General features: G+C 72.7%; 19 protein-coding genes. 10 read left to right on the forward strand and 9 right to left on the reverse strand.

What is annotated here, in order from left to right:
- Window positions 1-29: 29 nt before the first annotated feature.
- The 6 genes from ABZX61_RS17965 (at window position 30) to ABZX61_RS17990 (ending at window position 9,336) form a co-directional block, all read left to right on the forward strand.
- Window positions 30-569: a DUF892 family protein gene (locus ABZX61_RS17965; RefSeq protein WP_350727741.1), complete on the forward strand. Its 540-nt coding sequence runs from the start codon at window positions 30-32 to the stop codon at window positions 567-569.
- Window positions 570-585: 16 nt separating this feature from the next.
- A complete protein-coding gene (locus tag ABZX61_RS17970) occupies window positions 586-3,528 on the forward strand; it encodes an FAD-linked oxidase C-terminal domain-containing protein (RefSeq protein WP_355195727.1) in 2,943 nt (980 codons plus the stop codon).
- A gap of 146 nt (window positions 3,529-3,674) precedes the next feature.
- Window positions 3,675-4,535, forward strand: coding sequence for an FG-GAP-like repeat-containing protein (locus ABZX61_RS17975; protein ID WP_355195729.1), 861 nt, complete (start codon window positions 3,675-3,677; stop codon window positions 4,533-4,535).
- 143 nt (window positions 4,536-4,678) lie between these two features.
- Window positions 4,679-8,548 (forward strand): hypothetical protein, encoded by a 3,870-nt coding sequence (locus ABZX61_RS17980; protein WP_355195731.1) that lies wholly within the window; start codon window positions 4,679-4,681, stop codon window positions 8,546-8,548.
- A gap of 12 nt (window positions 8,549-8,560) precedes the next feature.
- A complete protein-coding gene (locus ABZX61_RS17985) occupies window positions 8,561-8,917 on the forward strand; it encodes a hypothetical protein (RefSeq protein ID WP_355195733.1) in 357 nt (118 codons plus the stop codon).
- Entirely contained in the window at window positions 8,914-9,336 is a 423-nt protein-coding gene (locus tag ABZX61_RS17990) for a hypothetical protein (protein ID WP_355195735.1), read from the forward strand. The genes ABZX61_RS17985 and ABZX61_RS17990 overlap by 4 nt, the downstream gene beginning before the upstream one ends.
- Window positions 9,337-9,420: 84 nt before the next feature.
- On the opposite strand, the gene ABZX61_RS17995 is transcribed toward ABZX61_RS17990, so the two are convergent.
- From ABZX61_RS17995 to ABZX61_RS18005, 3 genes are read right to left on the reverse strand one after another with little or no spacing between them, the layout of a single operon-like run.
- A complete protein-coding gene (locus ABZX61_RS17995) occupies window positions 9,421-11,553 on the reverse strand; it encodes an ATP-dependent RecD-like DNA helicase (RefSeq protein WP_355195737.1) in 2,133 nt (710 codons plus the stop codon).
- 32 nt (window positions 11,554-11,585) lie between these two features.
- On the reverse strand, window positions 11,586-12,851 hold the full coding sequence (locus tag ABZX61_RS18000; RefSeq protein ID WP_355195739.1) for an erythromycin esterase family protein: 1,266 nt from the start codon (window positions 12,849-12,851) through the stop codon (window positions 11,586-11,588).
- The gene (locus ABZX61_RS18005; RefSeq protein ID WP_355195741.1) at window positions 12,848-13,993 is read right to left on the reverse strand and encodes an acetate/propionate family kinase; all 1,146 of its coding nucleotides are present in this window, start codon (window positions 13,991-13,993) and stop codon (window positions 12,848-12,850) included. The genes ABZX61_RS18000 and ABZX61_RS18005 overlap by 4 nt, the downstream gene beginning before the upstream one ends.
- Window positions 13,994-14,089: 96 nt before the next feature.
- On the opposite strand from ABZX61_RS18005, the gene ABZX61_RS18010 reads away from it, so the two are divergent.
- Genes ABZX61_RS18010 through ABZX61_RS18025 form a run of 4 tightly spaced genes read left to right on the forward strand, consistent with a single transcriptional unit; the run spans window position 14,090 to window position 18,122 of the window.
- Complete coding sequence (locus ABZX61_RS18010) at window positions 14,090-14,578, forward strand: 2Fe-2S iron-sulfur cluster-binding protein (protein ID WP_350727750.1); 489 nt, start codon at window positions 14,090-14,092, stop codon at window positions 14,576-14,578.
- On the forward strand, window positions 14,575-15,543 hold the full coding sequence (locus ABZX61_RS18015; RefSeq protein ID WP_355195743.1) for a xanthine dehydrogenase family protein subunit M: 969 nt from the start codon (window positions 14,575-14,577) through the stop codon (window positions 15,541-15,543). Before ABZX61_RS18010 ends, ABZX61_RS18015 begins: the two co-directional genes overlap by 4 nt.
- Entirely contained in the window at window positions 15,540-17,570 is a 2,031-nt protein-coding gene (locus tag ABZX61_RS18020; RefSeq protein WP_355195746.1) for a xanthine dehydrogenase family protein molybdopterin-binding subunit, read from the forward strand. The genes ABZX61_RS18015 and ABZX61_RS18020 overlap by 4 nt, the downstream gene beginning before the upstream one ends.
- A gap of 51 nt (window positions 17,571-17,621) precedes the next feature.
- Complete coding sequence (locus ABZX61_RS18025; protein WP_355195748.1) at window positions 17,622-18,122, forward strand: DUF6328 family protein; 501 nt, start codon at window positions 17,622-17,624, stop codon at window positions 18,120-18,122.
- Here the strand turns inward: ABZX61_RS18025 and ABZX61_RS18030 are convergent.
- The 6 genes from ABZX61_RS18030 to ABZX61_RS18055 form a co-directional block, all read right to left on the reverse strand.
- Window positions 18,071-18,400: a monovalent cation/H(+) antiporter subunit G gene (locus ABZX61_RS18030; protein WP_355195749.1), complete on the reverse strand. Its 330-nt coding sequence runs from the start codon at window positions 18,398-18,400 to the stop codon at window positions 18,071-18,073. The two genes, ABZX61_RS18025 and ABZX61_RS18030, sit on opposite strands and share 52 nt — an antisense overlap.
- Window positions 18,397-18,657 carry a monovalent cation/H+ antiporter complex subunit F gene (locus ABZX61_RS18035; RefSeq protein ID WP_185074016.1) on the reverse strand — a complete coding sequence of 87 codons (261 nt, stop codon included), beginning with the start codon at window positions 18,655-18,657 and terminating at the stop codon, window positions 18,397-18,399. The genes ABZX61_RS18030 and ABZX61_RS18035 overlap by 4 nt, the downstream gene beginning before the upstream one ends.
- Window positions 18,654-19,157 (reverse strand): Na+/H+ antiporter subunit E, encoded by a 504-nt coding sequence (locus tag ABZX61_RS18040; protein ID WP_355195751.1) that lies wholly within the window; start codon window positions 19,155-19,157, stop codon window positions 18,654-18,656. The genes ABZX61_RS18035 and ABZX61_RS18040 overlap by 4 nt, the downstream gene beginning before the upstream one ends.
- Entirely contained in the window at window positions 19,154-20,704 is a 1,551-nt protein-coding gene (locus ABZX61_RS18045) for a Na+/H+ antiporter subunit D (RefSeq protein ID WP_355195753.1), read from the reverse strand. The genes ABZX61_RS18040 and ABZX61_RS18045 overlap by 4 nt, the downstream gene beginning before the upstream one ends.
- 87 nt (window positions 20,705-20,791) lie before the next feature.
- The gene (locus tag ABZX61_RS18050; protein ID WP_355195755.1) at window positions 20,792-21,601 is read right to left on the reverse strand and encodes a Na(+)/H(+) antiporter subunit C; all 810 of its coding nucleotides are present in this window, start codon (window positions 21,599-21,601) and stop codon (window positions 20,792-20,794) included.
- Window positions 21,598-24,324: a Na+/H+ antiporter subunit A gene (locus tag ABZX61_RS18055; RefSeq protein ID WP_355195757.1), complete on the reverse strand. Its 2,727-nt coding sequence runs from the start codon at window positions 24,322-24,324 to the stop codon at window positions 21,598-21,600. The genes ABZX61_RS18050 and ABZX61_RS18055 overlap by 4 nt, the downstream gene beginning before the upstream one ends.
- Between the last annotated feature and the right edge of the window lie 39 nt (window positions 24,325-24,363).

Raw genomic sequence — 24,363 nt, forward strand, 5'->3', positions numbered from 1 at the left:
CTCCTTGCCGGGGGAAGGACAGGACAGACATGAGCCACACCGACGACTTCGTGCTGGACGTCACCAGGATCCGTGACCAGGTGCGGCAGAAGATGAACGAAGGGCCGATCACCGGCACCTTCGGGCACGACCCGCAGAAGGTCATCAACATCCTTAACGACGTCATCGCGACCGAGGTGGTGTGCTGGCTCAGGTACACCAGGCACGCCATCTCGGCCAAGGGGATCGACCGGGCGCAGGTGTCGGCGGAGTTCACCGAGCACGCCCAGGAGGAGCTGCAGCACGCGCTGCGCGCCGCCGAGCGCGTGAGCCAGCTCGGCGGGGAGCCCGACTTCGACCCCGCCAGCCTCGTGCAGCGCTCCCACACCGACTACCAGGTCCCCGCCGACACCGACCTGCGCGGCCTGCTGGAGGCGAACCTCTGGGCCGAGCGCATCGTCATCTCCACCTACCAGGAGATCATCCGCTGGCTGGGCGAGGGCGATCCGACGACGCGGCGGCTCATGGAGTCGATCCTCGAAGAGGAAGAAGAGCACGCCGACGACCTCACCGATCTGCTCGGCGTCTAGGGCCGGGCGGCGGACGATGGCGCGCGAAGCTATGGACAGCCTGATCAGAACACCGGCCGCGCGCCCGCGCCGGCCGCTCGAGATCGACGTGGAGCCGCTCCAGCGGCGGCTGGAGGAGACGGTCGACGGCGAGGTCCGGTTCGACACCGGCAGCCGCGCCGCCTACGCGCGGGACGCCTCCAACTACCGGCAGGTGCCCATCGGCGTCGTGGTGCCCTACACGCTCGACGCCGGGGTGGCGGCGGTGGCCGCGTGCCGCTCCCGCGACGTGCCGGTGCTGTCGCGGGGCGGCGGCACCAGCCTGGCCGGGCAGTGCTGCAACGTGGCCGTGGTGATCGACTGGTCCAAGCACTGCGGCGCGGTCGAGTCCGTGGACGTCGCGGGCAGGCGGATCACGGTGCAGGCCGGCGCGGTGCTGGACGCGGTCAACCACGTGCTGGAGCCGGAGGGCCTGATGGTCGGGCCCCGGCCGTCCAGCCATCCGACCTGCACCATCGGCGGCATGATCGGCAACAACTCGTGCGGGGCGTCCGCGCAGGCGTACGGGAAGATGTCGGAGTCGGTGCTGCGGCTGGAGATCCTCACCTACGACGGCGTGCGCATGTGGGTCGGCCCGACCGACGACGACGAGTACGCCAGGATCCAGGCCATGGGCGGGCGGCCGGCCCAGCTCTACCGGCAGCTGCGCGAGCTGCGCGACGACACCATGGAGCTGGTGCGCACCCGCTTCCCCAAGCTGGAGCGGCGCATCTCCGGCTACAACCTCGACCAGCTCCTGCCCGAGAACGGCTTCAACCTGGCCCGCGCCCTCGTCGGGAGCGAGGGCACGCTGGTGACCGTGCTGCGCGCCGAGCTGGCCGTGGTGCCGAGGCCGGCCGCGCGGTCGCTGGCGGTGCTCGGCTTCGAGGACATCTTCGCGGCGGCCGACGCCGTCCCCGCCGTGGCCGGGCACCAGCCGCTGGCGCTGGAGGCCATGGACGACCGGATGTGCCGGCTCGCCCGCCAGGAGCGCCCCGACGATCCCGCGTTGCGCGACCTGCCGGAGGGGCGGGGGTGGCTGCTGGTGCAGTTCGGCGGCGACACCGCCGAGGAGGCGCTCGAACGGGCGCACGGGCTGATGCGCGACGTGGGGCAGCACGCGACCCACACCTTCCTCGGCGACCCGGCCAAGGAGGACGAGCTGTGGCGCTGGCGCGAGGCCAGCCTGGGCGTGGAGGCGTACCCGCCGGAGGGGCGGGAGACGTACGAGGGCTGGTCGGACGCGGCCGTGCCGCCCGAGCGGCTGGGCACGTACCTGCGCGACTACGAGCAGCTGCTGCGTCGCCACGGCTACGCGGACTCGGCCCTGTACGGGCACTTCGGACAGGGATGCGTGCACGGGAGGCTCCCGCTCGACCTGCACACCGACGACGGGATCGCCCGATTCCGGGCGTTCGCGGAGGAGGCGGCCGACCTGGTGGCCGCCTTCGGCGGCTCGCTGTCGGGGGAGCACGGCGACGGGCAGGCGCTGGCCGAGCTGCTGCCGCGCATGTATGGCAACGAGGTGGTGGAGGCGTTCGGCCGGTTCAAGGCCGTCTTCGACCCGCGCAACCGGATGAACCCCGGCAAAGTCGTCCACCCCAACCGCCTCGACCAGGACCTCTCCCAGCGGCACTTCTACCCGCTGGAGCCCCGGCAGAAGTCCTTCGACTACCAGGGCGACCACGGCCGGTTCGGGCACGCCGCCACCCGGTGCGTCGGGATCGGCAAGTGCCGCCAGGACACCTTCGAGGGCGGGGTGATGTGCCCCAGCTACCGGGTGACGCGCGAGGAGGAGCACTCCACGCGGGGGCGGGCCCGGCTGCTGGGGGAGATGGTGCGCGGCGAGCTGATCACGGACGGCTGGCGCTCGGCCGCCGTGCGCGACGCGCTCGACCTGTGCCTGGCCTGCAAGGGCTGCCGGTCCGAGTGCCCGGTGAACGTCGACATGGCCACGTACAAGGCCGAGTTCCTGTCCCATCACTACCGGCGCCGGATCCGGCCCCGCGAGCACTACTCCATGGGCTGGCTGCCGATGTGGGCGGCGCTCGCCTCCGCCATGCCCGGCCCGCTCAACGCCCTGGCGCACACGCCGGGCCTGTCACGGCTGGTCAAGGTCGTCGCGGGGGTCGCGGCCGAGCGGGAGCTGCCCCGCTTCGCGAACGAGCGCTTCATCGACTGGTTCAAGCGGCGGGGCCCGGCGCGGCCCGGCACGCGGGGCAAGGTCGTGCTGTGGGCGGACACGTTCACGAACAACCTCGACCCGCACATCGGGCAGGCGGCGGTGAGCGTGCTGGAGGCGGCCGGGTTCGAGGTGCACGTGCCGCCGGTGGCGCTGTGCTGCGGGCTGACCTGGATCTCCACGGGACAGCTCGGGATCGCGCGGCGGGTGCTGGCCCGCAGCGTGCGCGCGCTGCGGCCGTGGGCGGAGTCCGGGGTCCCGGTGGTGGGGCTGGAGCCGAGCTGCACCGCCGTGTTCCGCGCCGACGGGCCGGAGCTGCTGAACACGCCGGACACGCGGCTGCTGTCGGAGCGCACGCTGACGCTCGCCGAGCTGCTGGAGTCGCGGGCACCCGACTGGCGCCCGGCCTCCCCGGGCGGGGAGGCGGTGGCGCAGGTGCACTGCCACCAGAGCGCCATCATGGGGTACGACGCCGACCGCGCCGTTCTCGACCGCTTCGGCATCCGCACGGAGGTCCTGGACGCGGGCTGCTGCGGCCTGGCCGGGAACTTCGGGTTCGAACGCTCGCACTACGACGTCTCGGTGGCCTGTGCGGAGGAGTCCGTCTGGCCCGCCGTCCGGGCGGCGGGCCCTGACCAGGCGATCCTCGCGGACGGCTTCTCCTGCCGCACCCAGATCGCCGCCTCCCGCAGCGGCCGCCGGGCCCGCCACCTGGCCGAGCTCCTCGCCACGTCGCTGTCCCGCCCGGAACCCGGCTGAGTCACCCTTCCGTTGTGCTTCCCGCGGGCAGAGCGCGAACGCCGCCCGCGGGAAGCGCAACGGAAGCGATCCGGTAGCGCTTTGCGCAACGGTCGGGTCCGTCCTGAAAGATCCTTTCACCTCTTCCTCATACGAGGTCACGTCGAATGTCCACATTCTTACGCTGGGCGCCAGTCCGTACCAGAACGCTGGCGGCGCTGGCTCTGCTCACCGTCCTGGGCTCGCTGCTCACCGCGCCCGCCGCGTCCGCCACCGCGGCGGGCGCGCCGATGCTGCCCCTGTTCGTCCGCAGGGCGAGCGACGGCCACCTGCTCGCCTACGAGCCCAAGGGCACCGGCGGCCTCCAGACCCCCGTCGACCTCGGCGGCGGCTTCTCCGCGGCGACCGCGATCCTGCGCGCCACCACCTCGGAGAACGGCACCGGCAACGACCTGTTCTTCCGCCTGGGCGGCGAGCTCTACTACACCGCCGAACGCGGCACCTCGACCATGCCGGTCGCCTCGAACATGGATCAGTACAACCTGATCATGACCCCGGGCAACATGGGCAGCAGTGCCTCGCCCGAGATCATCGCGCGGGACACGGCCGGCGCCCTGTGGCTCTACCCCGGCCGCTCCGACGGAGGTCTCTCGGGTCGCGTCCAGGCCGGGACCGCCGGCTGGAACGGCATGGACGCCCTGGCTGGATACGGCGACTACACCGGCGACGGCAAGAACGACCTGCTCGCCAGGACCACCGCCGGCACCCTCTACCTCTATCCGGGAACGGGCGGCGTCACCGAGAACCAGATCCTGGGCGCCCGCGTCAGCGCGGGCACCGGCTGGGACGCCTACACCGCCCTGGTCTCGACCGGCGACAACAACGGGGACGGCAAGGCCGACCTGATCGCCCGCGACTCCGCCGGCGCGCTCTGGCTCTTTAAGGGCACCGGCGTCGCCTCGGCGCCCTTCGCCGCCAAGGAGAAGATCGGCAACGCCGGCTGGAACGCCTTCAACGCCTTCTTCTGAGCGCACCCGTCCCTGTAACCAACGGCTGAAAGCTGACCATGATCACCACCACCTCTTCATCGCGCCGTGCCCGGCGCCCTCTTTTAGGACGGCTGCGCGCCACCGCCGCGGCCTTCACCTCCGCCGCCGTCGTGATCGCTGGCGTGCAGTTCGCGCCTCTGCCCGGCGCCGGCCCGTCGGCCGCCTACGCCGCCGAGTACGACCTCGCACATGCCGCGTCGGTGCGCGCGGCCCAGTGTCTGCTCAGCATCGTGCAACGCAAGGGCGGCCAGGACATGAAGGCCGTCGCCCGCGCCGGGCTGGGCGGCACGGACGACGTCCTGCTGCGCAACGCCGCCGAGGACTACTGGGCCGACCCTCCTACCCCCCTGCACACCGCCTTCGACCAGGACGAAGAGCGGATCGGCGCCAAGCTGGATGAACTCAACGACCGGCACTACGTCTGGGAGGAGTCGCTGGACGTCCCGCCCCCGGCGAGCTACACGGACGCCGACTTCCAGTGGATCAAGAACAAGGACAACCCGTTCAGCAAGGTCGGCCTGCTGCCCTGGATCTCCAACCAGTTCTGGCAGGACGAGGACGACTTCTACGCCGACCAGACGCCGCGGGCGGCCAAGGAGTCCGTGGACGCGGCCAAGCAGATCGCCGCCGAGCGTTATCCCGAGAACGGCGACGACTACGAGGGGTGGAAGGCGTGGGAGGACATGACCTTCATGCACCCCATGTACGCCGACGACGCGCGGGCCTTCCTGGAGCGCGGCGGCTTCCCGACCGGCGCGCCCGATCCGGACAGCATGGAGTTCCGGGTCGACGTCGAGAACCTCAAGGCCCGCTACGCCTCCTGCACCACCGCCAACCCGCTGGACCCGCACGGGGTGCTGAAGGCCGAGTTCGCCACGGCGTCGGCGGAGTGGCAGCAGGAGGTCGACGGCCAGCGCGCCCAGCGTGACACCATCCTGAAGGAGGAGGCCGAGGCCGCGACCGACCTCCAGGTCGCCTCGCAGGCACTGGGGGAGGCGCTGGGCCAGTCGATCATCGCCAGCCGGCTGGCCGAGTGGCAGGCGTACTGGCTCAAGCAGTCGCCGGACGACCTGTCCTACCCGAGCGCGGCGCAGTTCGCCAAGGTCAAGAACGACATCGTCAAGGCCCAGGCCATGGCGCTGGGCCGGGTGTTCGTCGCCTCGAGGGCCGCCCAGTCGGCGCAGCGGCGCGCCGCCGCGGCCGTGACCGCCCAGCAGGCCGCGTACGCCATCGCCGACGCAGCCGGCCTGCCCCGAGGGCGCGGCCTGCTCTACGGGCAGCAGGCCGTCCAGGTCACCCGGGCTTCGGCCGCCGCCGCGCAGGCCGTTTCCAAGGCCACCGAGACCGCCTCCAACGCCACCCGCGCCTCGGCCGCCGACAGCAAGACGCTGATGGCGCTGGCCGAGACCCAGGCGCACGCCTCACGGGCGGAGTTCCGTCGGATGGCCGCCGAGGAGGCCGCCGCCCAGGCCAAGGCCGCCGCCGAGGGCGCCGCCACGCAGGCCGCCCTCGCCGCCGAGAACGCGACCAAGGCCAAGAACGCCCAGGCCAGGGCCGAGGCCGCCGAGCAGACGGCGAAGGCGGCCGCCGCCGACGCCCGCGCCAAGCGGGAGATCGCCGAGGCCGAGCGCGACAACGCCAAGGCGCAGAAGGAAATCGCCGCCCGGGAGCAGGCCAACGCCGCCGCCGCCGAACAGCGGGCCCAGTCCGAACGGCAGACCGCGGCCTCCAGGCTCGGCGACGCGCAGTCGGCCGGTGCCACCGCCGCGAGCAAGAAGGACGAGGCGGTCGAGGCCGAACGCAGGGCCACCACCGCGCGCAGCGACGCGCTCGCCGCGGAACGTAGGCGCGACATGCTGTCCGCGCAGGCCGCGGCGGCGGAGGCACAGGCCGCGGCGGACGAGGGAACGGACGCCGCTGACGCCTCCCGCGCCGCCGCGACCCGGGCACGGTCGGCCGCGACCGCCGCGACGACCGCCGCCACCAACGCCCGCGCCGCCGCCAACGAGGCCACCGCGGCCGCGTCCGCGGCTCGCGAGGCGGCCACGCGCGCCGAGGCGTCCGCGGCCCGCGCCCGGTCCGCCTCCGACGCGGCCCAGCGGGACGTGGCAATCACCAACGCGGCGGTCATGAAGGCCCACGCCGCGGCGGCCGACGCCATCAAGGCCTCGTGGGATGCCGCCATCAACGTCCGCGACGCCAAGGCCTACGCGGACACCGCCAAGGCCAACGCGGTCCGGGCCAGGGCCGACGCGGTCGTCGCACGCAAGGAGGCCGACGCCGCGCACGTCAGCGCGGTCAAGACCGCCGGGTTCGCCTACTCGACCGCGCAGGCGGCGATCGCCGCTCGTGACTCCGCGGCCCAGGTGATCAAGCCGGCCAACGACGCGATCGAGCTCGGCTCTCCGTACAAGGACACCGACGCCTCGGCGGGCCTGGCCGTGCTGACCGCCCAGTCGTCCAAGACGCTTGCCCAGCAGCAGGCCGCCGTCGCCCAGGCCAAGGCCGCCCAGGCGCAGAAGGCCGCGACAGAGGCCGCGGCGTTGGCGGACCAGGCCTCGGCCGACGCCAAGGCCGCCGCCACCGCGGCGTCCCAGGCGGCGGGCTCCGCGGCCCAGGCGGTGGCCTCGCTCGCCAAGGCCCAAGCCTCGGCCGCAGAGGCGAAGGCGGCGGCCAAGGCGGCGGTGGAGGCGGAATCCAACACCGTCGAGTACGACCGCCAGGCCACGGCCGACGCGGCGGCGGCCGCATCGGCCGCCGACGCCGCCGACGAGTACGCGGGCGACGCCCGTGACTCGGCCGACGAGGCCGAGCGGGACGCCGCCTCCGCCCGCGAGGCCGCCGGTGCAGCAGAGAGCGACGCGGCCAAGGCCCGCGACGTTGCCACCCAGGCCGAGGCGGACGCGACCGCCGCCGAGACCGCGGCCGCCAACGCCCGGCAGGCGGCCAAGGACGCCCAGGACGCCGCCACTCGCGCCGAGGCCGCTCAGGAAGCCGCCGACCTGAACGACCAGGTGGCGTCCCACTCGAACGTCCTGACGTACTTCGTGTTCAACGACAAGGGCTACATCGAGCCGCTCAGCGATTGTGTGGGCACCGGCGGGTGTGACATCAGGCTGCGCGTGCATCTCGAAGGCACGATCTACTACTTCGTGCTGTCGGACTGCCAGTACTCCTCGGACGACTCCTGTACCGGTTCGTACTTCCCGCTGGGCAGCGAGCCATTCACGTCCGAGTACGAGACGACCCGGCACTTCACCCAGCAGGAGCTGATGGCCGGTGCGCTGCGGAACCTGCTCAAGATCATCACGCACGACTTCACCGAGTGCGCCAAGGGCGAAGTCCTCAACTGCGCGATGGCGGCGACAATCTTCATCCCACCGGAGAAGATCGCCGAGTTCGCCCGGAAGATCGTTGCGCTCGAGACGGCGATGCGCACCGGTCTCGGTCTCGACGCCGCCGTCGACGCGCTGAGGACGGCGGTCGCCGCCGGCAAGGTCGTGCCACAAGCGCTGGCGACGACGGTCGCCCGCCTGGAGGCCGTCACCGGGATGAAGGCCACCGGCACCGCGAGCGAGCAAGTGGCCAAACTGGCGCACGCCTTCGACCTGGGCTTCGATGCCGGGCGCGGTTTCCGGGCCGACGAGGCGGCGTCCGCCACGCTGTTCGAAGCGCAGTCGAGTGTCAGGCTCAGCCGTTACACGCCGCCCAAACCCGTGCCCGGCCAGCCGACCCCGCCCAACCCTGACTGGATCGGTTCCAACGGCCTGACGTATGACGCCATGGGGCGCAACCTTACGCCGGAGCGCTTCGCCGAGCACTGGGCGGGCAACGGCGGAGACCTGAAGGCAACCATCGCCAAGCATGTCGGCAAGGCCGATGTGACGATCTTCGACGTGTCGAAACTGGGGGCCTCCGAGCTCGCTACGCTCAGGGGCTATTACCAGGAGATGGGCTGGTCCAGCAAGGTCTCCTTCGTCGGTGTCCGCTGAGGGGTGGTGCGCATGAGCAGGGACATCAGCGTTTCGCCGGAGTACGTCTGGCCCGCGTCCACGGGCCTGGCCTCGTGGGTCGTGGGGTATCTCAAGGAACGGATCCCCGACGAGCCCGTCTGGTCGTACGCCGACCAGGCCGATTTCGAGGAGTTGCACAACTTCCGCGTGTACGACCTCCCGGAGCCCGGCCGCCACGCGGTGCTGGGGGTCCTGGCCGAGGAGGTTCCGGCGGCCTACGGCGCGTGGGCGCGCGAGCGTGGACCGCAGTACGAGCCGCACGTCACCGGCGAGGTCCATCATCTGGAGATCCTGGCCATGATGGCCGTCGAGGTGCTGCGGGAGCTGGACGAGAGGAGCGCGGAGTGAATCTCTACAGCGTTTCCCTCTCGCCCGAATACAGCTGGCTGATGTACGCCGGCTCGGAGCCCATGTTCGGCCTGATGGTGACGGTCCTCCGCGAAGGGGTGCCGGGGCTCGGGGACCTCACCGTCGTGCCCCGGCACGACGGTCCCGGCGGGGCAGGCCTCCACCTCGATCTGCTGACGTTGCCGCCCGGCCAGTACCGGGCGGCGCTCAGGGTGCTCGCCGACCAGGCGGTACCGAGGGCGCGGGAGGCGCTCTACGGAGGCGAGTTGTCGTCCGCCTACGAGAAGTACGGCGGGTCGGCCGACGGCCGGATCGAGGCGCTGGGCGACATGAAGACCGTGGCGCTGATCGCCAGGAACGTGCTGGCTCGTACGGCCGGGGAGGTGGCGAGATCCGTCGGCGGAAAGGGAGCCACCTGAACCGAGGCCCGCTGCCGTCCTCGTCGCATGAGGGCGGCCACCGGGCCGGCCGTCCACGGTGAGGGGCCGGGCACCCCCGCCAGGTCAGCCTTCCAGGGCGAGGGCCAGGCGGCGGGCCAGGCCGGTGTTGCGCCGGTGGCCGATCCGGTGGACGGCCAGCTCCAGCGCCTCCCGCTGGCCCACCAGCACCACCCACGCCTTCGCCCTGGTCACCAGCGTGTAGAGGAGCTTGCGGCGCAGCATGATCCCGCCCGACTCGGCCACGACGGGCGCCACCACGAACGGGTATTCGCTGCCCTGCGACCGGTGCACGCTGATCGCGTAGGCGTGGGTCAGGTCGTCGAGCTCGTCGAAGCCGAAGCGCACCCGCTCACCGTCGTCGGTCAGGATCTCGATCGTGCGCTCCTCCTGAACGACCGCCGTCACCGTGGCGGTCTCGCCGTTGAAGACGCCCTTGTCGTAGTTGTTGCGGATCGGCATGACCCGGTCGCCCACCCGGAACACCGACGCGCCCGACCAGTGCTCCGGCTTGTCGTCGGCGGCCGGGTTGAGCTGGTCCTGGATCAGGCGGCCGAGCGCGGTGGCGCCCGTCTCGCCCTTGCGCATCGGGCACAGCACCTGCACCTGGTCGGGCTCGACGTTCTGCTTGCGCGGGATCGCCACCATCGCCAGATGGGCCACCCGCCGCGCCACCTGGGCGGGGTCGTCGAGCTCCTCGAACCAGAACCCGCCGCCGGCCGTCCTGACCGGGAGCCGGCCGGCGCGGATGCGGTGGGCGGCGTCGATGATGCCGCTGCCGCCCGCCTGCCGGAAGACGTGGGTGAGCTGGACCCGCGGGACCGCCTCCACGCGCAGCAGGTCGGCGAGCACGTCGCCGGGCCCGATGCTGGGCAGCTGGTCGCCGTCGCCGATGAGCAGCAGATGGCTCCCGGACGGCACCGCGGCGGTCAGCCGGGTGGCCAGGTGGAGGTCGAGCATGGACGCCTCGTCCACCACGATCAGGTCGGCCTGCGACGGCGTCTCGTCGAACAGCGTCTCCGGGTCGGGATCGGGCTGGCGGGCGAGCATCCGGTGGATGGTCATCGCCGGCAGCCCGGTCAGCTCCGACAGGCGCTTGGCCGCCTTGCCCGTGGGCGCGGTGAGCGTGACCGTGCCGCCCGCGGCCCTGACCGTGGTCGCGATGGCCTTCACCGTGTGGCTCTTGCCGCACCCGGGACCGCCCGTGATGATGGAGACGGTGCTGGTCAGGGCCATGTTGACGGCGGCCTGCTGGTCCTCGTGGAGCCCGGGGTCGTCGGGGAAGGCGCGCAGGGGGAGCGTCGAGCGGGCCCGCATGAGCCGGGCGATCTGCTCGGTCAGCGCCGCCTCCCGGCCGTGCACGTGCTTGGCGTACGCCACCGCCTGGCCCGGCTGGCCCGGCGCGGCCTCCACGACCACCCGGCGGTCGGCCACGAGCGCGTCGATCATCGGGCGCACCAGCTCCTGGTCCTGCTCGATCAGCTCCGCCGTCTCCCGCACCAGCGCGGGCACCGGCACGAAGCAGTGGCCGTCGCGGCTGCCCGCCGCCTCCAGCCGGTCGAGCAGCGCCGCCTTGACCCGCTGCGGGCTGCGCTCGGGCACCCCCGACTGCAGCGCGATCTTGTCGGCGATCCGGAACGCGATCCCCCGCACCCGCCCGATCAGCCGGTACGGGTCCGTGGCCAGCACCTCGTCGGCGTCCTGTCCGAACACCTGGTAGATCTTGGCCGCCAGCAGCGGGCTGACCCCGAGCCCCTGCAGCGTCACCATCAGCGCGGCGATCGCCTTCTGCTCCTGCCACGCCTGGACGATCTGCCCCTGCCGCAGCGGCCCGATGTTGACGACCTCGGTGAGCCGCTCGGGCTCGCTGTCGATCACCTTGAGCGTGGCCTCGCCGAAGTGGTCGACGATCGCGTACGCCAGGCGCGGCCCGATGCCCCTGATCAGCCCCGACCCCAGGTAGATCCGGATGGCCCGGACCGACGAGGGCACGATGCGCTCGCAGCCGCTGACCGCGAAGCGCCGCCCGTAGCGGGGATGGCGGCCCCACTCGCCGAAGATCCGCAGCGTCTCGCCGGGCTGCGCCCCCGCCAGCGCCCGCCCGGTGGCCACGAAGTCGGGCTCGCCGTCGGCGCTCATGCGCGCGACGGTGTATTCGTCCTCCCGGACGTAGACGAGCTGCTCGACCGACGCCTCCACACCGCAGATCCAACCACCTGGCACCGACAAGGTCACATGGCGGTCGGGTATGTCGCCGGTTCGGCGTCGCCCCACGGCTCGCCGTGCAGCGGGTGCAGCGCCCTGGTCTCGTCCAGCCAGATGAACGCGTCGTAGCGGCCGCCCACCACCGTGGGCACGTAGTTGCCCCTGAGCTCCCGCTCGGGGTGGTACACGACGCCGACCGCCCGGTGCCCCATCGGCTCGTCGTACCAGGCGGGCCTGGACCACTTGGGCGGGACCACGAACAGCACCTCGGGCTCGACGACGGCCTCGTGCAGCAGCGCCTCCAGCGACGCGGGCCGCGCCGGCGGCACCCGCATGACGTGGTGCTGCGAGCCCCAGGCGGTCGCGGCCACCACGGACCCGCGATGGGTGCCGAACCCCACCAGCACCGCGTCGTCACCGTACCGCTCCCGGGCCAGCTGCCCGAGGTTGGTCATGCCCGCGGCGGCCATGTCCGTGGCGCGGGCGTCGCCCACGTGGGTGTTGTGCGCCCACACCACGCCTTTGGCGTCGGAGAAGTCCGCGAGCCGGGCCATGGTGTCGGCCATGTGGACGTCCCTGACGTTCCAGGACTCGGGGCCGCCGCGCATCATGGAGCGGTAGTAGCGCTCGGCCCCGGCCACGACCTCGGCGTTCTGGCGCGCGCTGAAGCCCTGCTCGTCGCCGGGCGCCGCGCGGACCACGGTCTGGAGCAGCCGCACGACCTCGTCCTCGCAGCCCTCCGGGACCAGCCGGGTGGCCAGGCCGTACTGCTGCGGGTCGTGGCCGTAGGACTCGAAGCAGTACAACGCGTCGATGACCGGCTCCATCTCGTGCGGCAGCCGGGCGGCGGCGTAGCGGCGCACGGCGCGCAGCGAGTCCCACAGGCTGTAGACATCCAGGCCGTGGAAGCCGCAGCGCTCCTCGCGCGGCAGCGCGGCGTTGTAGCGCCGCAGCCACCGGCAGAACTGCACGACCTCCTCGTTGGCCCACATGAACGTCGGCCAGCGCTCGAACGTGTAGAGGGCCTCGAAGGGATCGGTGTCGCCGGTCACGGCCCGATGCACCCGTTCGCAGTCGGGCCAGTCGCCCTCGACCCCGACGAAACCGAATCCCTTCTCGGCGATCAGCCGGCGGGTCAGCTCCGCCCGCCAGGTGTAGAAGTCATGCGTCCCGTGGCTGGCCTCGCCGATCAGCACGAACCTCGCCTCGCCCACGCGTTCCATCAGCGGGTCGAGGTCCCCCGGGCCGGTCAGCGGCAGCGCCGAGCGGCGTACCTCGTCGAGAACCGTCATTCGTCCTCCTCCGCGAGCACGCGCAGACATTCGCGGGCCAGCTGGAGCTCCTCGCGCACCTGCACCACCATGACGGGGACGGCCGCGTCGTACGCGCTGACCGACCCGTCGTCGTGGCGGTTGCCGAGCGAGGGAGGCTCGATGCCGAGCAGCCCGAGGCGGGCGCAGACGGCCTCGCGCACCTCGGGCTGGTCCCAGCCGATCTCCCCGGTGAACACCAGCGCGTCGATCCGCCGCAGCGAGGTGGCCGCGGCGGCGATCTCCCTGGCCACCCGGTGGCTGAACACCTCCAGCGCCAGCTCCGCGGCCGAGTCGCCCTCCCGCGCGGCCGCCACCAGCTCACGCGTGTCCCCCGAGAAGCCGCCCGAGAGCCCCAGCAGGCCGGAGCGGCGCTCCAGCCCCTCGCTCAGCTCATCCACCGTGAGCTGGCCCGGCCCCAGCAGCCACATCAGCATCCCGGGATCCACGCTGCCCGAGCGCCGGGACATGGGCAGCCCCTCCAGCGGGGTGAAGCCCATCGAGGTGTCCAGGCTGCGCCCGCCCGACACCGCGCACACCGAGCAGCCGCCGCCCAGGTGCGTCAGCACGAGGTCCAGCTCCGCCGGCGGCCGGCCGAGCAGCTCGGCCGCCCGGTCGGCCGCCCACGCGTACGACAGGCCGTGGAAGCCGTAGCGGCGCAGCCCGTACTTCTCCCGCCAGGACAGCGGCAGCGCGTAGACCGCGGCCTCCTCCGGCAGGCCGGCGTGGAAGGCGGTGTCCGGGCAGAGCACGTGCGGCAGGGCCGGCAGCTCCGCGCGGGCCGCGTCCAGCAGGGCCAGCGCCGGCGGCAGGTGCAGCGGCGCCAGGCTCGTCAGGCCCCGCAGCCCCTCGGCCGTCTCGTCGTCGGCCACGGTCGGGGTGCGGACGAGATCGCCGCCATGCACGAGGCGGTGCGCCACGGCGCGGATGTCGCGCCCGAAGTGCCCGCCGAGGAACGACGACAGCTCGCTCCTGGCCGAGCCGGGGTCGACGGCGCGCTCGGTGCGCACGCTGTCCAGCACGCAACCGCCCTCCACCAGGTCCAGGCGGAGGCTCGACGACCCGGCGTTGACAGTGAGTATCGCCGCCGACTCCGTCACCTGCTCGTCGATCGACACGCCCATGCCCGCTCGGCTACCCCTCATCCCAGGCGCAAAACGGACACCGCGCTTTACCGCCCTCAGAGATTGCCTCGTCTGGAGGTCGGGTAGTCGTGCGCCATGGACATCACCCTGAAGGTGAACGGATCGTCACATTCTGTGCACGTAGACCCTCGGATGTCGCTGCTCGACCTGCTCCGGGAACGGCTGGGGCTGATCGGCGCCAAGAAGGGCTGCGACCACGGCCAGTGCGGGGCCTGCACGGTGCTGATCGACGGGCGGCGGGCCAACTCCTGCCTGGCGCTGGCGGTGGCGATGGACGGCTCGGAGATCGTCACCGTCGAGGGGCTGATGGAGGGTGACGAGCTGCATCCGCTGCAGGCCGCGTTCATCGAGCACGACGCCTTCCAGTGCGGCTACTGCACGCCGGGGCAGCTCTGCTCGGCGGTGGGGATGCTGGGCGAGCAGGGCCCGAGCGCGATCACCGGCGATCTCCGCGAGGACCCCGGCCTGACGCCGGAGGAGATCAGGGAGCGCATGAGCGGCAACCTGTGCCGCTGCGGCGCCTACGTCAACATCGTCAGCGCCATCGCCGAGGTCGCGCCGTGAAACTCTTCGAATACACCAGGGCGGGCAGCGCGGCGGACGCGGTGCGCAGGTTCGGGCCGGGCGCCATGTACCTGGGCGGCGGCACCAATCTGGTGGACCTTATGCGGCTGGGCGTGGCCGAGCCGGACCGCCTGGTGGACGTCGGCAAGCTGCCGCTCGACGCCATCGAGCAGACCGGCGACCGGCTCCGCGTCGGCGCCGCCGTGCGCAACAGCGATCTGGCGCTCCACCCCCTGGTGCGATCCCGCTACCCGATGCTGGCCCGGGCGGTGCTGTCCGGCGCCTCCGGCCAGGTGCGCAACATGGCGACGGTGGCCGGCAACCTGCTGCAGCGCACCCGCTGCCCGTACTTCCAGGACGTGACCCGGCCGTGCAACAAGCGCCAGCCCGGCTCCGGCTGCCCGGCCATCGAGGGCGACCACACGAACCTGGCGATCCTCGGCACCTCGCACGCCTGCGTGGCCACCCATCCGTCGGACATGGCGGTCGCGCTGGTCGCGCTGGAGGCCGAGGTGCACGTCACCGGCCAGGGCGGTGACAAGATCGTCCCGATGCCGGGGCTGCACCGGCTGCCGGGCGACGCGCCCGAGCGGGACACCGTGCTGGAGCCGGGTGACCTGATCACCGCCGTGGAGCTGCCCGCGCCGCCGCCGGGCGCCTCGCTCTACCGCAAGGTACGCGAGCGGGCGTCGTTCGCCTTCGCGCTCGTGTCCATCGCCGCCGTGCTCGACGTCCGCGACGGCACCGTCACCGGCTGCCGCATCGCGCTCGGCGGCGTGGCCCACGCGCCGTGGCGGGCCGAACGCGCCGAGCAGGTCCTCGTCGGCGGCCCGGCGACCGGTGAGGCGTTCCGCACCGCCGCCGAGGCCGAGCTGGAACAGGCCCGTCCGCTCCCGCGCAACGACTTCAAGGTGCCGCTGACCCGCAATCTGATCGTCCGCACGCTTGAGGAGCTGACGCCGTGAACCGCGTCGAGGGCCGCGTCAAAGTCGCCGGGCTGGCCACGTACGCCGCCGAATACCCGGTCGAGGGGGTCACCTACGCCTATCCCGTGCAGTCGCGGATCGCCAAGGGCCGCATCCGGCGCATCGACGTCCGTGACGCACTCGCCATGCCCGGCGTGCTGGCCGTGCTGTCCAGCGAGGACCCGCCCCGGTTGGGCCCGGCCGCCGAGGGCGAGCTGGCGCTGTTCCAGAGCAGGGAGGTCGCCTATCGCGGCCAGTTCGTGGCGGCCGCCGTGGCCGACACCTACGAGAACGCCCGCGCCGCCGCCGACGCGATCGTCGTCGAGTACGAGCAGGACATCCACGACGTGGCCCTGCGCGCCGACCACCCCAACCTGTACCAGCCGGAGACCGTCAACCCCGGCTTCCCGTCCGACACCGTGAAGGGCGATGTCGAAGCCGGGCTCAACGCGGCCGAGACCGTCATCGACGTGACCTACACGACCCCTGTCCTGCACAACAACCCGATGGAGCCGCACGCCGCCCTGGCGCTGTGGGACGGCGAGGGCAGGCTGCTGGTGTACGACACCACGCAGGGCACGTCCGCGAGCCGCGACCTCATCGCCCGGACCCTCGGCCTGCCCGGTGAGCAGGTGCGGGTGGTGTCCCGGCACGTCGGCGGCGGCTTCGGCTCGAAAGGCACCTCCAGGCCCCAGGCCGTGCTGGCCGCCCTGGCCGCCAGGGCCGTCGGCCGGCCCGTCAAGATCGTGCTGACCAGGCAGCAGATGTTCGACGTCACCGGCTACCGCACGCCCACGATCCAGCGGCTGCGGCTCGGCGCGGACGCCGACGGCCGGCTCACGGCGCTGGAGCACGTGGCCTACGAGCAGAGCTCGACGCTGGTGGAGTTCGCCGAGCAGACCGCGACCCCGACCCGCGTCATGTACGCCACGCCCGCGCTGCGCACGGCCCACCGGCTCGTCCGGCTGGACGTCGCCACCCCGTCGTGGATGCGCGCGCCCGGCGAGTGCCCCGGCATGTACGCGCTGGAGTCCGCCATGGACGAGCTGGCCTGCGCCGCCGGCATCGACCCGATCGAGCTGCGCGTCCGCAACGAGCCGGAGACGGAGCCGGACAGCGGCCTGCCGTTCAGCTCCCGCAACCTGGTCGCCTGCCTGCGCGAGGGCGCCCGCCGCTTCGGCTGGGACCGGCGCGACCCCGAGCCGGGGCGCCACCGGGAGGGCGAGTGGCTGGTCGGCACCGGCGTGGCCGCCTCCACCTACCCGGCCAGGCGCAGCCCGTCGAAGGCCGTCGTCACCATGCGGGAGGGCGACTTCCTCGTCCAGGTGGCCGCCGCCGACATCGGCACGGGCGCGCGTACCGCGCTGACCGGGATCGCGGCCGGCGTGCTGGGCGTCGCACCCGACCGGGTGCACGTCGAGCTGGGCGACAGCGACCTGCCGGACGCCCCGCTCGCGGGCGGCTCCATGGGCACGGCCTCGTGGGGTTCGGCGGTCGTGCGCGCCTGCGAGCACCTCAAGGTGAACGGCACGGTGGGCCGCGCCGACACCACCGAGGAGGTCGCGCGGGACGCGGAGCTGGCCAGGTACGCGTTCGGCGCCCAGTTCGCCGAGGTGCGGGTCAACTCCGTGACGGGCGAGCTACGGGTGTCGCGCCTGCTCGGCGTCTTCGCCGCGGGGCACATCCTGGACGCCGAGCTGGCCAGGTCGCAGTTCATCGGGGGCATGACGATGGGCATGGGAATGGCGTTGATGGAGGAGACGTACACCGACGAGGAGTTCGGCGGCTTCCTCCGGCGCGACCTGGCCCAGTACCACGTGCCCGCCTGCGCCGACGTGGAGCGGATCGAGGCGGTCTGGCTGGAGGAGGAGGACGACGACCTCAACCCCATGGGCAGCAAGGGCATCGGCGAGATCGGCATCGTCGGCACTGCCGCCGCCGTCGGCAACGCCGTGCACCACGCCATCGGCCACCGGGTGCGCGATCTGCCCATCACCCCGGCCAAGATCCTTCGGGCGATGTTTTAGCGCGCTCCGTCAAGGAAGGAGAAGTCTCTCGTTGGTGAGGCGGGAGGCGGCGTGAAGAACGAGTCGGAGCAGGAGCGCGCGGACCGGAACTTCGTGGAGCTCTTACAGGGCGCGCGCGTGGCGGTGACCGGGGTGCAGGTGCTGTTCGCGTTCCTGCTCACCGTGCCCTTCTCGGCCGGTTTCGGCAAGCTGGACCAGCCCGACCGGTGGCTGTTCTACCTGGCGCTGGTCAGCGCGGCGGTCGCGTCCATCTGCTACATCGCGCCGACCGCCCAGCACCGCGTGCTGTTCCGGCAGGGGCGCAAGGAGACCCTGGTACGGCGCTCCAACCTCTACGGCATCGTCGGCGCGCTCGCGCTGGCCGTGTCCATGGCGACGGCCACCATGCTCGTGATCGACTACCTGTTCGGCCCCGCGCTGGGCTGGACCACCGGCGGGATCCTGGCCGCGCTGGCCCTGTGGACCTGGTTCGGCCAGGCGGCGCTCAACCGCTCGGACGATCAGTCCTCCGACGGGAGCTCGGTGTCGTCGTCCGCGCGCTCGCGCGAGTAGGCGCCCCGCCCCACCATGTACGCCGCGACCGACACGGTGATCACCTGGGAGATGCCCGCCAGCAGCAGCGGCCCGGCGTTCGCCCAGGTGGGCCGGTGCAGCCACATGGCCAGCAGCACCAGCAGCACGCCGAGCACCTGCGGTTTGGTGCCCGCGTGCATGCGGTCCAGCGTGGTGCGGAACCGGACGAGCCCGGCCCCGGCCGACAGCGCCAGCGTCGCGCCCAGCAGCAGGCAGGCCGCCGCCGCGATGTCGAGCCACGTGTCGAGCCGGCTCATCGGGACCTCCCCGAGAAGAAGCGGGCCAGCGACACGGACCCGACGAACCCCAGCAGCGACAGCACCAGCAGGATCGGCAGGTCCGAATAGTCGTCCCTGACCACGGCGAACGCCCCGACGCCGCACATGCACAGCGACGTCATCACGTCGACCGCGACCGCCCGGTCCAGCATCGTCGGACCGCGCGCCACCCGGTAGAGCGTGGCCGCCGCCGCGCATCCGAGCAGCCCCAGCGTCACGAGGTACACCACGGTCACGGCAGCTCCTCCCGGTCCCGCCGGGTGCCGAACGCCGCCACGATGCGCGACTCCAGCCCGGCCACGTCCGCCCGCACCGCCTCGGCGACGTCTCCCGGACGCCCCAGCACGTGCAGGTCCAGCTCGCGCTCCTCGGGGTAGGCCGCCACGACGAGGCTGCCGGGCACGGTCGACAGCGCGACCATGATCATCACGGTCATGGACTCCGACGACGTGCGCAGCCGTACCCGGACGATCTGGGTGGGCGGCACGCCGGGCCGCACCACCCAGACCACCACCCGCACGGTCGAGACCACCAGGTCCCGGCCGAACCAGAGCAGGAAGTCCACCAGCGCGACCGGATGGACCCTGATGCCCGGGTCGAGAACGGGCAGCGGCAGCAGCCACGTCACCACCAGCGCGACCGCCAGGCCGCCCAGCACGTTGCCGGCCGAAAGCTCGCCCCACAACGTCACCCACACCACCGCCAGCCAGGCGATCAGCGCCAGCCGCGGCTTCACGGCCGCCCTCCGAGCACGGCCGTGACGTACGGCTCGCGGGCCATCAGCTCGGCGGCGGCCCGGTGCGTGAACGCCGACAGCGGCCCGGCCAGCACCGTGAACGACAGCCCCATCGCGACCAGCGCCGCCACCGCCGCCGTCAGCGCCCCCGGGACGGCCGTCGTGGTGACGGTCGGGTCCTCGCCGGTGTACTCCTCGCTCTCCACGACCGTGCCCGCCCGCACGGCCCGCGGGCCGCGCCAGAACGCCTTGCTCCACGTCTGGGCCACGGCGTACAGGGTGAGCAGGCTCGTCACCAGGCCCCCGGCCACGAGGGCGACGGGCAGCGGGCGGCCGTCGGCCAGGCCCGCCTGCACCAGCATCAGCTTGCCGAGGAAGCCGGACATGGGCGGGATGCCCGACAGGTTCATGGCGGGCACGAAGAACAGCACGGCCAGCAGCGGCGCGGTGGTCATCAGGCCGCCGAGCCCGTTCACCGAGGTGGTGCCGGTGCGCCGCTCCACCAGCCCGGTCACCAGGAACAGGGTCGTCTGCACGGTGATGTGGTGCACCACGTAGAAGATCGCCCCGGCCAGCCCGGCCACCGTGGACAGGCCGACGCCGAACACCATGTAGCCGATGTGGCTGACCAGCGTGAACGAGAGCATGCGCTTGAGGTCGGTCTGCGCGACCGCGCCCAGCACGCCCGTCAGCATCGTGGCCAGCGCCACCCACATGAGCAGCGTCGACACCGGCCCGCCGGGGAACAGCAGCGCCTCCAGACGGATGATCGAGTAGACGCCGACCTTGGTCAGCAGGCCGGCGAACACGGCCGTGGCCGGGGCGGGCGCGGTGGGATAGGAGTCCGGCAGCCAGGCCGACATGGGGAAGATCGCCGCCTTGATGCCGAACGCCAGCAGCAGCGTCAGCTCCACCAGCAGCGCCACCTGCACGGGCAACGTGGCGAACCGCTCGGCGAGCTGCGCCATCGACAGCGTCCCGGTGGCCGCGTACGTGACTCCCAGCGCGATCAGGAACAACATCGACGAGGCCAGGGCCATCAGCGTGTACGTGGCGCCCGCCCGGATCCTGGACTCGGTGCCGCCGAAGGTGAGCAGCACGTACGAGCCGCTCAGCAGCAGCTCGAACGCCACGTACAGGTTGAACAGGTCACCCGACAGGAACGCGTCCGCCACCCCGGCCACCATGACCAGGAACGCCGGATGGAAGATCGCCATGGGGGCGTCGTGCTCCTGCGCGGCGTAGGCGTTGGCGACCGAGTACACCATGACGCAGAACGTCACCGCCGACGACACCAGCAGCACCAGCGTGGACAGGCGGTCGGCCACCAGGCAGATGCCGACGGGCGCCGGCCAGCCGCCCAGCTCGGTGACCAGCGGGCCGCGGGTGTCGGCGGCGACCAGCAGCAGCGCCGAGACGACGACCGAGATGGCGAGCGTGACCAGGCTGATGAGCGACTGCAGCCGGCGCAGCCGCCCCCCGATCGCCAGCTTCACGCCGGCGGCCAGGAGCGGCAGCAGTACGGGCACGCAGATCAGCCTCTCCACCGGGATCAGCCCTCGCCTTCCGGCTCGGGCACGCGGCTCTCCACGGTCAGACCTCGCCTTCCGGTCCGGGCACGCGGCTCCTCATGGTCAGTCCTCGCCTTCCAGCTCGGGGTCCTGCGCGAGGGCCTGGCGCTCCCGCTCCTCCCTGATGGCCGCCCGCATCTGCCTGCGCGCCTCCCGCTGCCGTGCCTTGAGCTTTCTCCGCATCGTCCGCTCCCTGGCCGCCTGCTCCTCCCGCCCCCGCGTGTGCTGCTCGCGCAGCTGCTCGATGCGCTCGGCGTTGTCCAGGGCGGCCGCGTCCTCGCGCCGCCCCGCCTCCTCGAAGCGCAGGTGCACCTCCTCCTCGGTCAGCCCCTCCTGCCGCCGCTCGTGCATCCACCGTTCGAGCTCGTCGTGCACCCTGGAGATGCGCTGCTCCAGGTCGGCCTCCTGCAGCCGCTCGCGCTCGGCCTGCTCGGCCGCGAGCTTGGCCAGCTCGGCGCGCTGTTCGGCGACCAGCCGCCGGTAGGCGTCCCGCCGGGCGCGCACGGCGTCGCTCAGCTCGCCGCGCCGGGCGCGCAGCCGTACGCGGCGGTCCTCGGTGTCGTCCTGGACCTCGTCGCTCCCGGACAGCTGCCACGACCGGTGCGCCAGAGCCAGCAGGAACGCCGTCACCCCCAGGGTGATCACGATCGCGGTGAGCACCATGGCCTGCGGCAGCGGGTCGGCCCGCCCGCGGACGTCCACGAAGGGCGGGCCGCCCGGGTCGCCGCCCGCGGTGACGATCAGCAGGTTGATGCCGTTGCCCAGGAGGACGACGCCGGCCAGCACCCGTACCAGGCTCCGCTCCAGCAGGAGCGTGACCCCGGTGGCGACCATCGCGAAGCAGGCCAGGAAGGGCAGCAGGGTGACGGTCACATGCTCTCCTGCCGGTCCAGCTCGGCGCCGAGGGAGCGCAGGATGTCCTGGACCATGCCGACGACGGACACGTACACGCCGAGGTCGAACAGCAGCCCCGTGGACACGTGCAGGTGCCCGGCCAGGGGCACGCTCACGTCCACGGTCAGCAGGTCGAGCGCCGCCCGCCCGAACACCAGCCCGATCAGCGCCGTGCCCGCCGACAGCGTGAGCCCGGCGCCCATGAGCACCCCGGCGTGCACCGGGAGAGCGGCGGCCAGCTCGTTCCGCCCGCCCGCCAGGTAGCGCACGGTGATCGCCAGCCCGGCCACGATGCCGCCGGCGAACCCGCCGCCGACCTCGCTGTGCCCGATGAACAGCAGGAACACCGAGAGCACCAGGACCGTGTGGAACGTCAGCCGGGCCACCACCTCGAACGCCAGCGCCCGCTGCCCGCGCGGCAGCGTGGCCGACAGCCAGCGGGTGCGCTCGGCGGGCGGCCCCGCGACCGGCTCGATGTGGTACGACCTGCGCCGCAGGAACACCAGGCTCGTCACGCCCAGGGTCAGCACGACGAGCACCGTGCTCTCGCCCATGGTGTCCCAGGCGCGCAGGTCGACGATGAGGGCGCTGACGATGTTCCTGGCGCCGGCCTGCCCGGCGGCCGCCTCCAGGTGCGCGCCGACCGGCTCGGCGGTCCGCGCGCCCATCGCCAGCATGCCCGCGCCCGTGACCACCACCCCCACGGCCAGCCCGAGCGCCATCCTGAACGGGAACGGCAGCCGCCCCCTGACCGGGCCGAGCGGCAGCCGCCGCAGCACCAGCGCGAACATGACCAGGCTCACCGTCTCGGCCAGGAACTGGGTGAGCGCCAGGTCGGGCGAGCCGTGCGCCAGGAACAGCAGCGCCGTGCCGTACCCGGTGAGGCCGACGACCAGGGCCAGCAGGATGAACGCGCGGGCGAACAGCGCCAGCACGGCCGCCGCCACCGTCAGGACGACGACGACGGGCTGCTCGGGGCGCTGCCAGAGGACGACGGGCACGCCGAGGTGGGGCGGGCCGCCGGAGGCGAGGGAGAACACGCCGACGCCGACCGCGGCCAGCAGGGTGAGCGTCAGGTAGTCGGGTACGGACCCGCGCTGGATGAAGCCGGTGAGCTGGATGGCGAAGCGGTCGAGCCGCTGCACGAGCGCCCAGAAGACCTGCCCGGAGTCGACCACGTGCAGCGCCGCCCCCGCCCTGGCCACCGGCTCCCTGGCCAGGAACAGCGCCACCCCGGCCGCCACCGACACCGCCGACAGCAGGAGCGGCAGGGTGAAGCCACCCCACGCCGCCAGATGGACGTCATGCCCCTTAATGCGAAATGTCCCGATATATCCAGAAAAGGCGGAGGCGAACCACCCGGCGAACGGCGTCAGGACCAGCCCGAGCAGCGACAGCAGCGCGGCAGGTCCCGTCATGGCCGCGGGCATGCGATGCGTCTGCCGCGCCGCCACCCCCGGCTTGTCGCAGAACGCGCCCCACAGGAACCGCAGCGTGTACGCCGCCGTCAACGCCGACCCGGCCACCACGCCCGCCAGCACGACCGGAGCGCCCATGAGTGCCTCCAGCGCGGCCTCCTTGCCCGCGAACCCCGCCAGCGGCGGCAGCCCCGCCATCGACGCCCCCGCCAGCACCGCGACCCCGCACACCCACGGCATCGACCGGCCGACCCCGCTCAGCTCGCGCAGGTCGCGGGTGCCCGCCGCGTGATCGACGATGCCCACCACCAGGAACAGCGCGGCCTTGAACAGCGCGTGCGCCAGCAGCATGCCCACGCCGGCCAGCGCCGCGCCCCCGTCGCCCGAGCCGAACAGCACCGTGAGGAAGCCGAGCTGGCCGACCGTGCCGTAGGCGAGCAGCCGCTTGAGATCCGTCTCGCGCAGCGCCCGCCACCCGCCCAGCACCATCGTGACCAGGCCGAGCGGCACCGCCACCGCCCGCCAGACCGCCAGGTCCCCGAGCGCGGGGCCGAGCCTGGCCAGCAGGTACACGCCGGCCTTCACCATGGCGGCCGCGTGCAGGTAGGCCGAGACGGGGGTGGGGGCGGCCATGGCGGCCGGCAGCCACATGCTGAACGGGAAGATCGCCGACTTCGACAGCGCGCCGGCCAGGATGAGGATGACGGCGACGGGGCCCGCGTGGGGCGGGTGCGCGACGATGTCCGAGACGCGGTACGTGCCCGCGGCCTGCCCGAGCAGGACGAACCCCGCCAGCATGGCCAGACCGCCGAACGTGGTGACCATCAGCGCCTTCATGGCGGCCTGCCTGCTCAGCCTGCTCTCGGGGTCGTACCCGATGAGCAGGTAGGAGAAGACGGTGGTCAGCTCCCAGAAGACGTACAGCAGGAGCAGGTCGTCGGCCGCCACCAGCCCCAGCATCGACCCGGCGAAGCCCGTCATGAAGCAGCCGTAGCGCCCGAGCCCCTTGTCGTCCCGGCTGAAGTAGCGGGAGCTGTAGATCATGACCAGTGCGCCCACGCCGGTGACCAGCGACATCATCAGCACGGCCAATGCGTCGGCGCGGAAGGACAGCTCCAGCCCCAGCACGGGCGCCCAGGCCGCGCTCTCCCGCGGGGGCAGCCACAGCAGCACGGCGAGGAAGGCGATGCCCGGGGGAAGGGCGAGCACGGCCAGGGACGTGCGCCTGACCAGCCAGGGAGCGCACACCGCCGCCACCGCGTGCAGGACCAGCAGCGACTCCATGGGCTCCTCGGGAGGGACTTTTCCGGCTACGTCCGCCAA

This window comes from Nonomuraea sp. NPDC003709 (genome assembly GCF_040610775.1).
Taxonomy (GTDB): domain Bacteria; phylum Actinomycetota; class Actinomycetes; order Streptosporangiales; family Streptosporangiaceae; genus Nonomuraea; species Nonomuraea angiospora_A.

Coding starts and splice junctions, on each gene's coding strand:
- ABZX61_RS17965 (WP_350727741.1), top strand. CDS start 30: ATGAGCCACACCGACGACTTCGTGCTGGACGTCACCAGGATCCGTGAC.
- ABZX61_RS18000 (WP_355195739.1), bottom strand. CDS start 12,851: ATGACGGTTCTCGACGAGGTACGCCGCTCGGCGCTGCCGCTGACCGGC.
- ABZX61_RS18030 (WP_355195749.1), bottom strand. CDS start 18,400: ATGAGCCGGCTCGACACGTGGCTCGACATCGCGGCGGCGGCCTGCCTG.
- ABZX61_RS18005 (WP_355195741.1), bottom strand. CDS start 13,993: ATGGGCGTGTCGATCGACGAGCAGGTGACGGAGTCGGCGGCGATACTC.
- ABZX61_RS17975 (WP_355195729.1), top strand. CDS start 3,675: ATGTCCACATTCTTACGCTGGGCGCCAGTCCGTACCAGAACGCTGGCG.
- ABZX61_RS17985 (WP_355195733.1), top strand. CDS start 8,561: ATGAGCAGGGACATCAGCGTTTCGCCGGAGTACGTCTGGCCCGCGTCC.
- ABZX61_RS18010 (WP_350727750.1), top strand. CDS start 14,090: ATGGACATCACCCTGAAGGTGAACGGATCGTCACATTCTGTGCACGTA.
- ABZX61_RS17970 (WP_355195727.1), top strand. CDS start 586: ATGGCGCGCGAAGCTATGGACAGCCTGATCAGAACACCGGCCGCGCGC.
- ABZX61_RS18055 (WP_355195757.1), bottom strand. CDS start 24,324: ATGGAGTCGCTGCTGGTCCTGCACGCGGTGGCGGCGGTGTGCGCTCCC.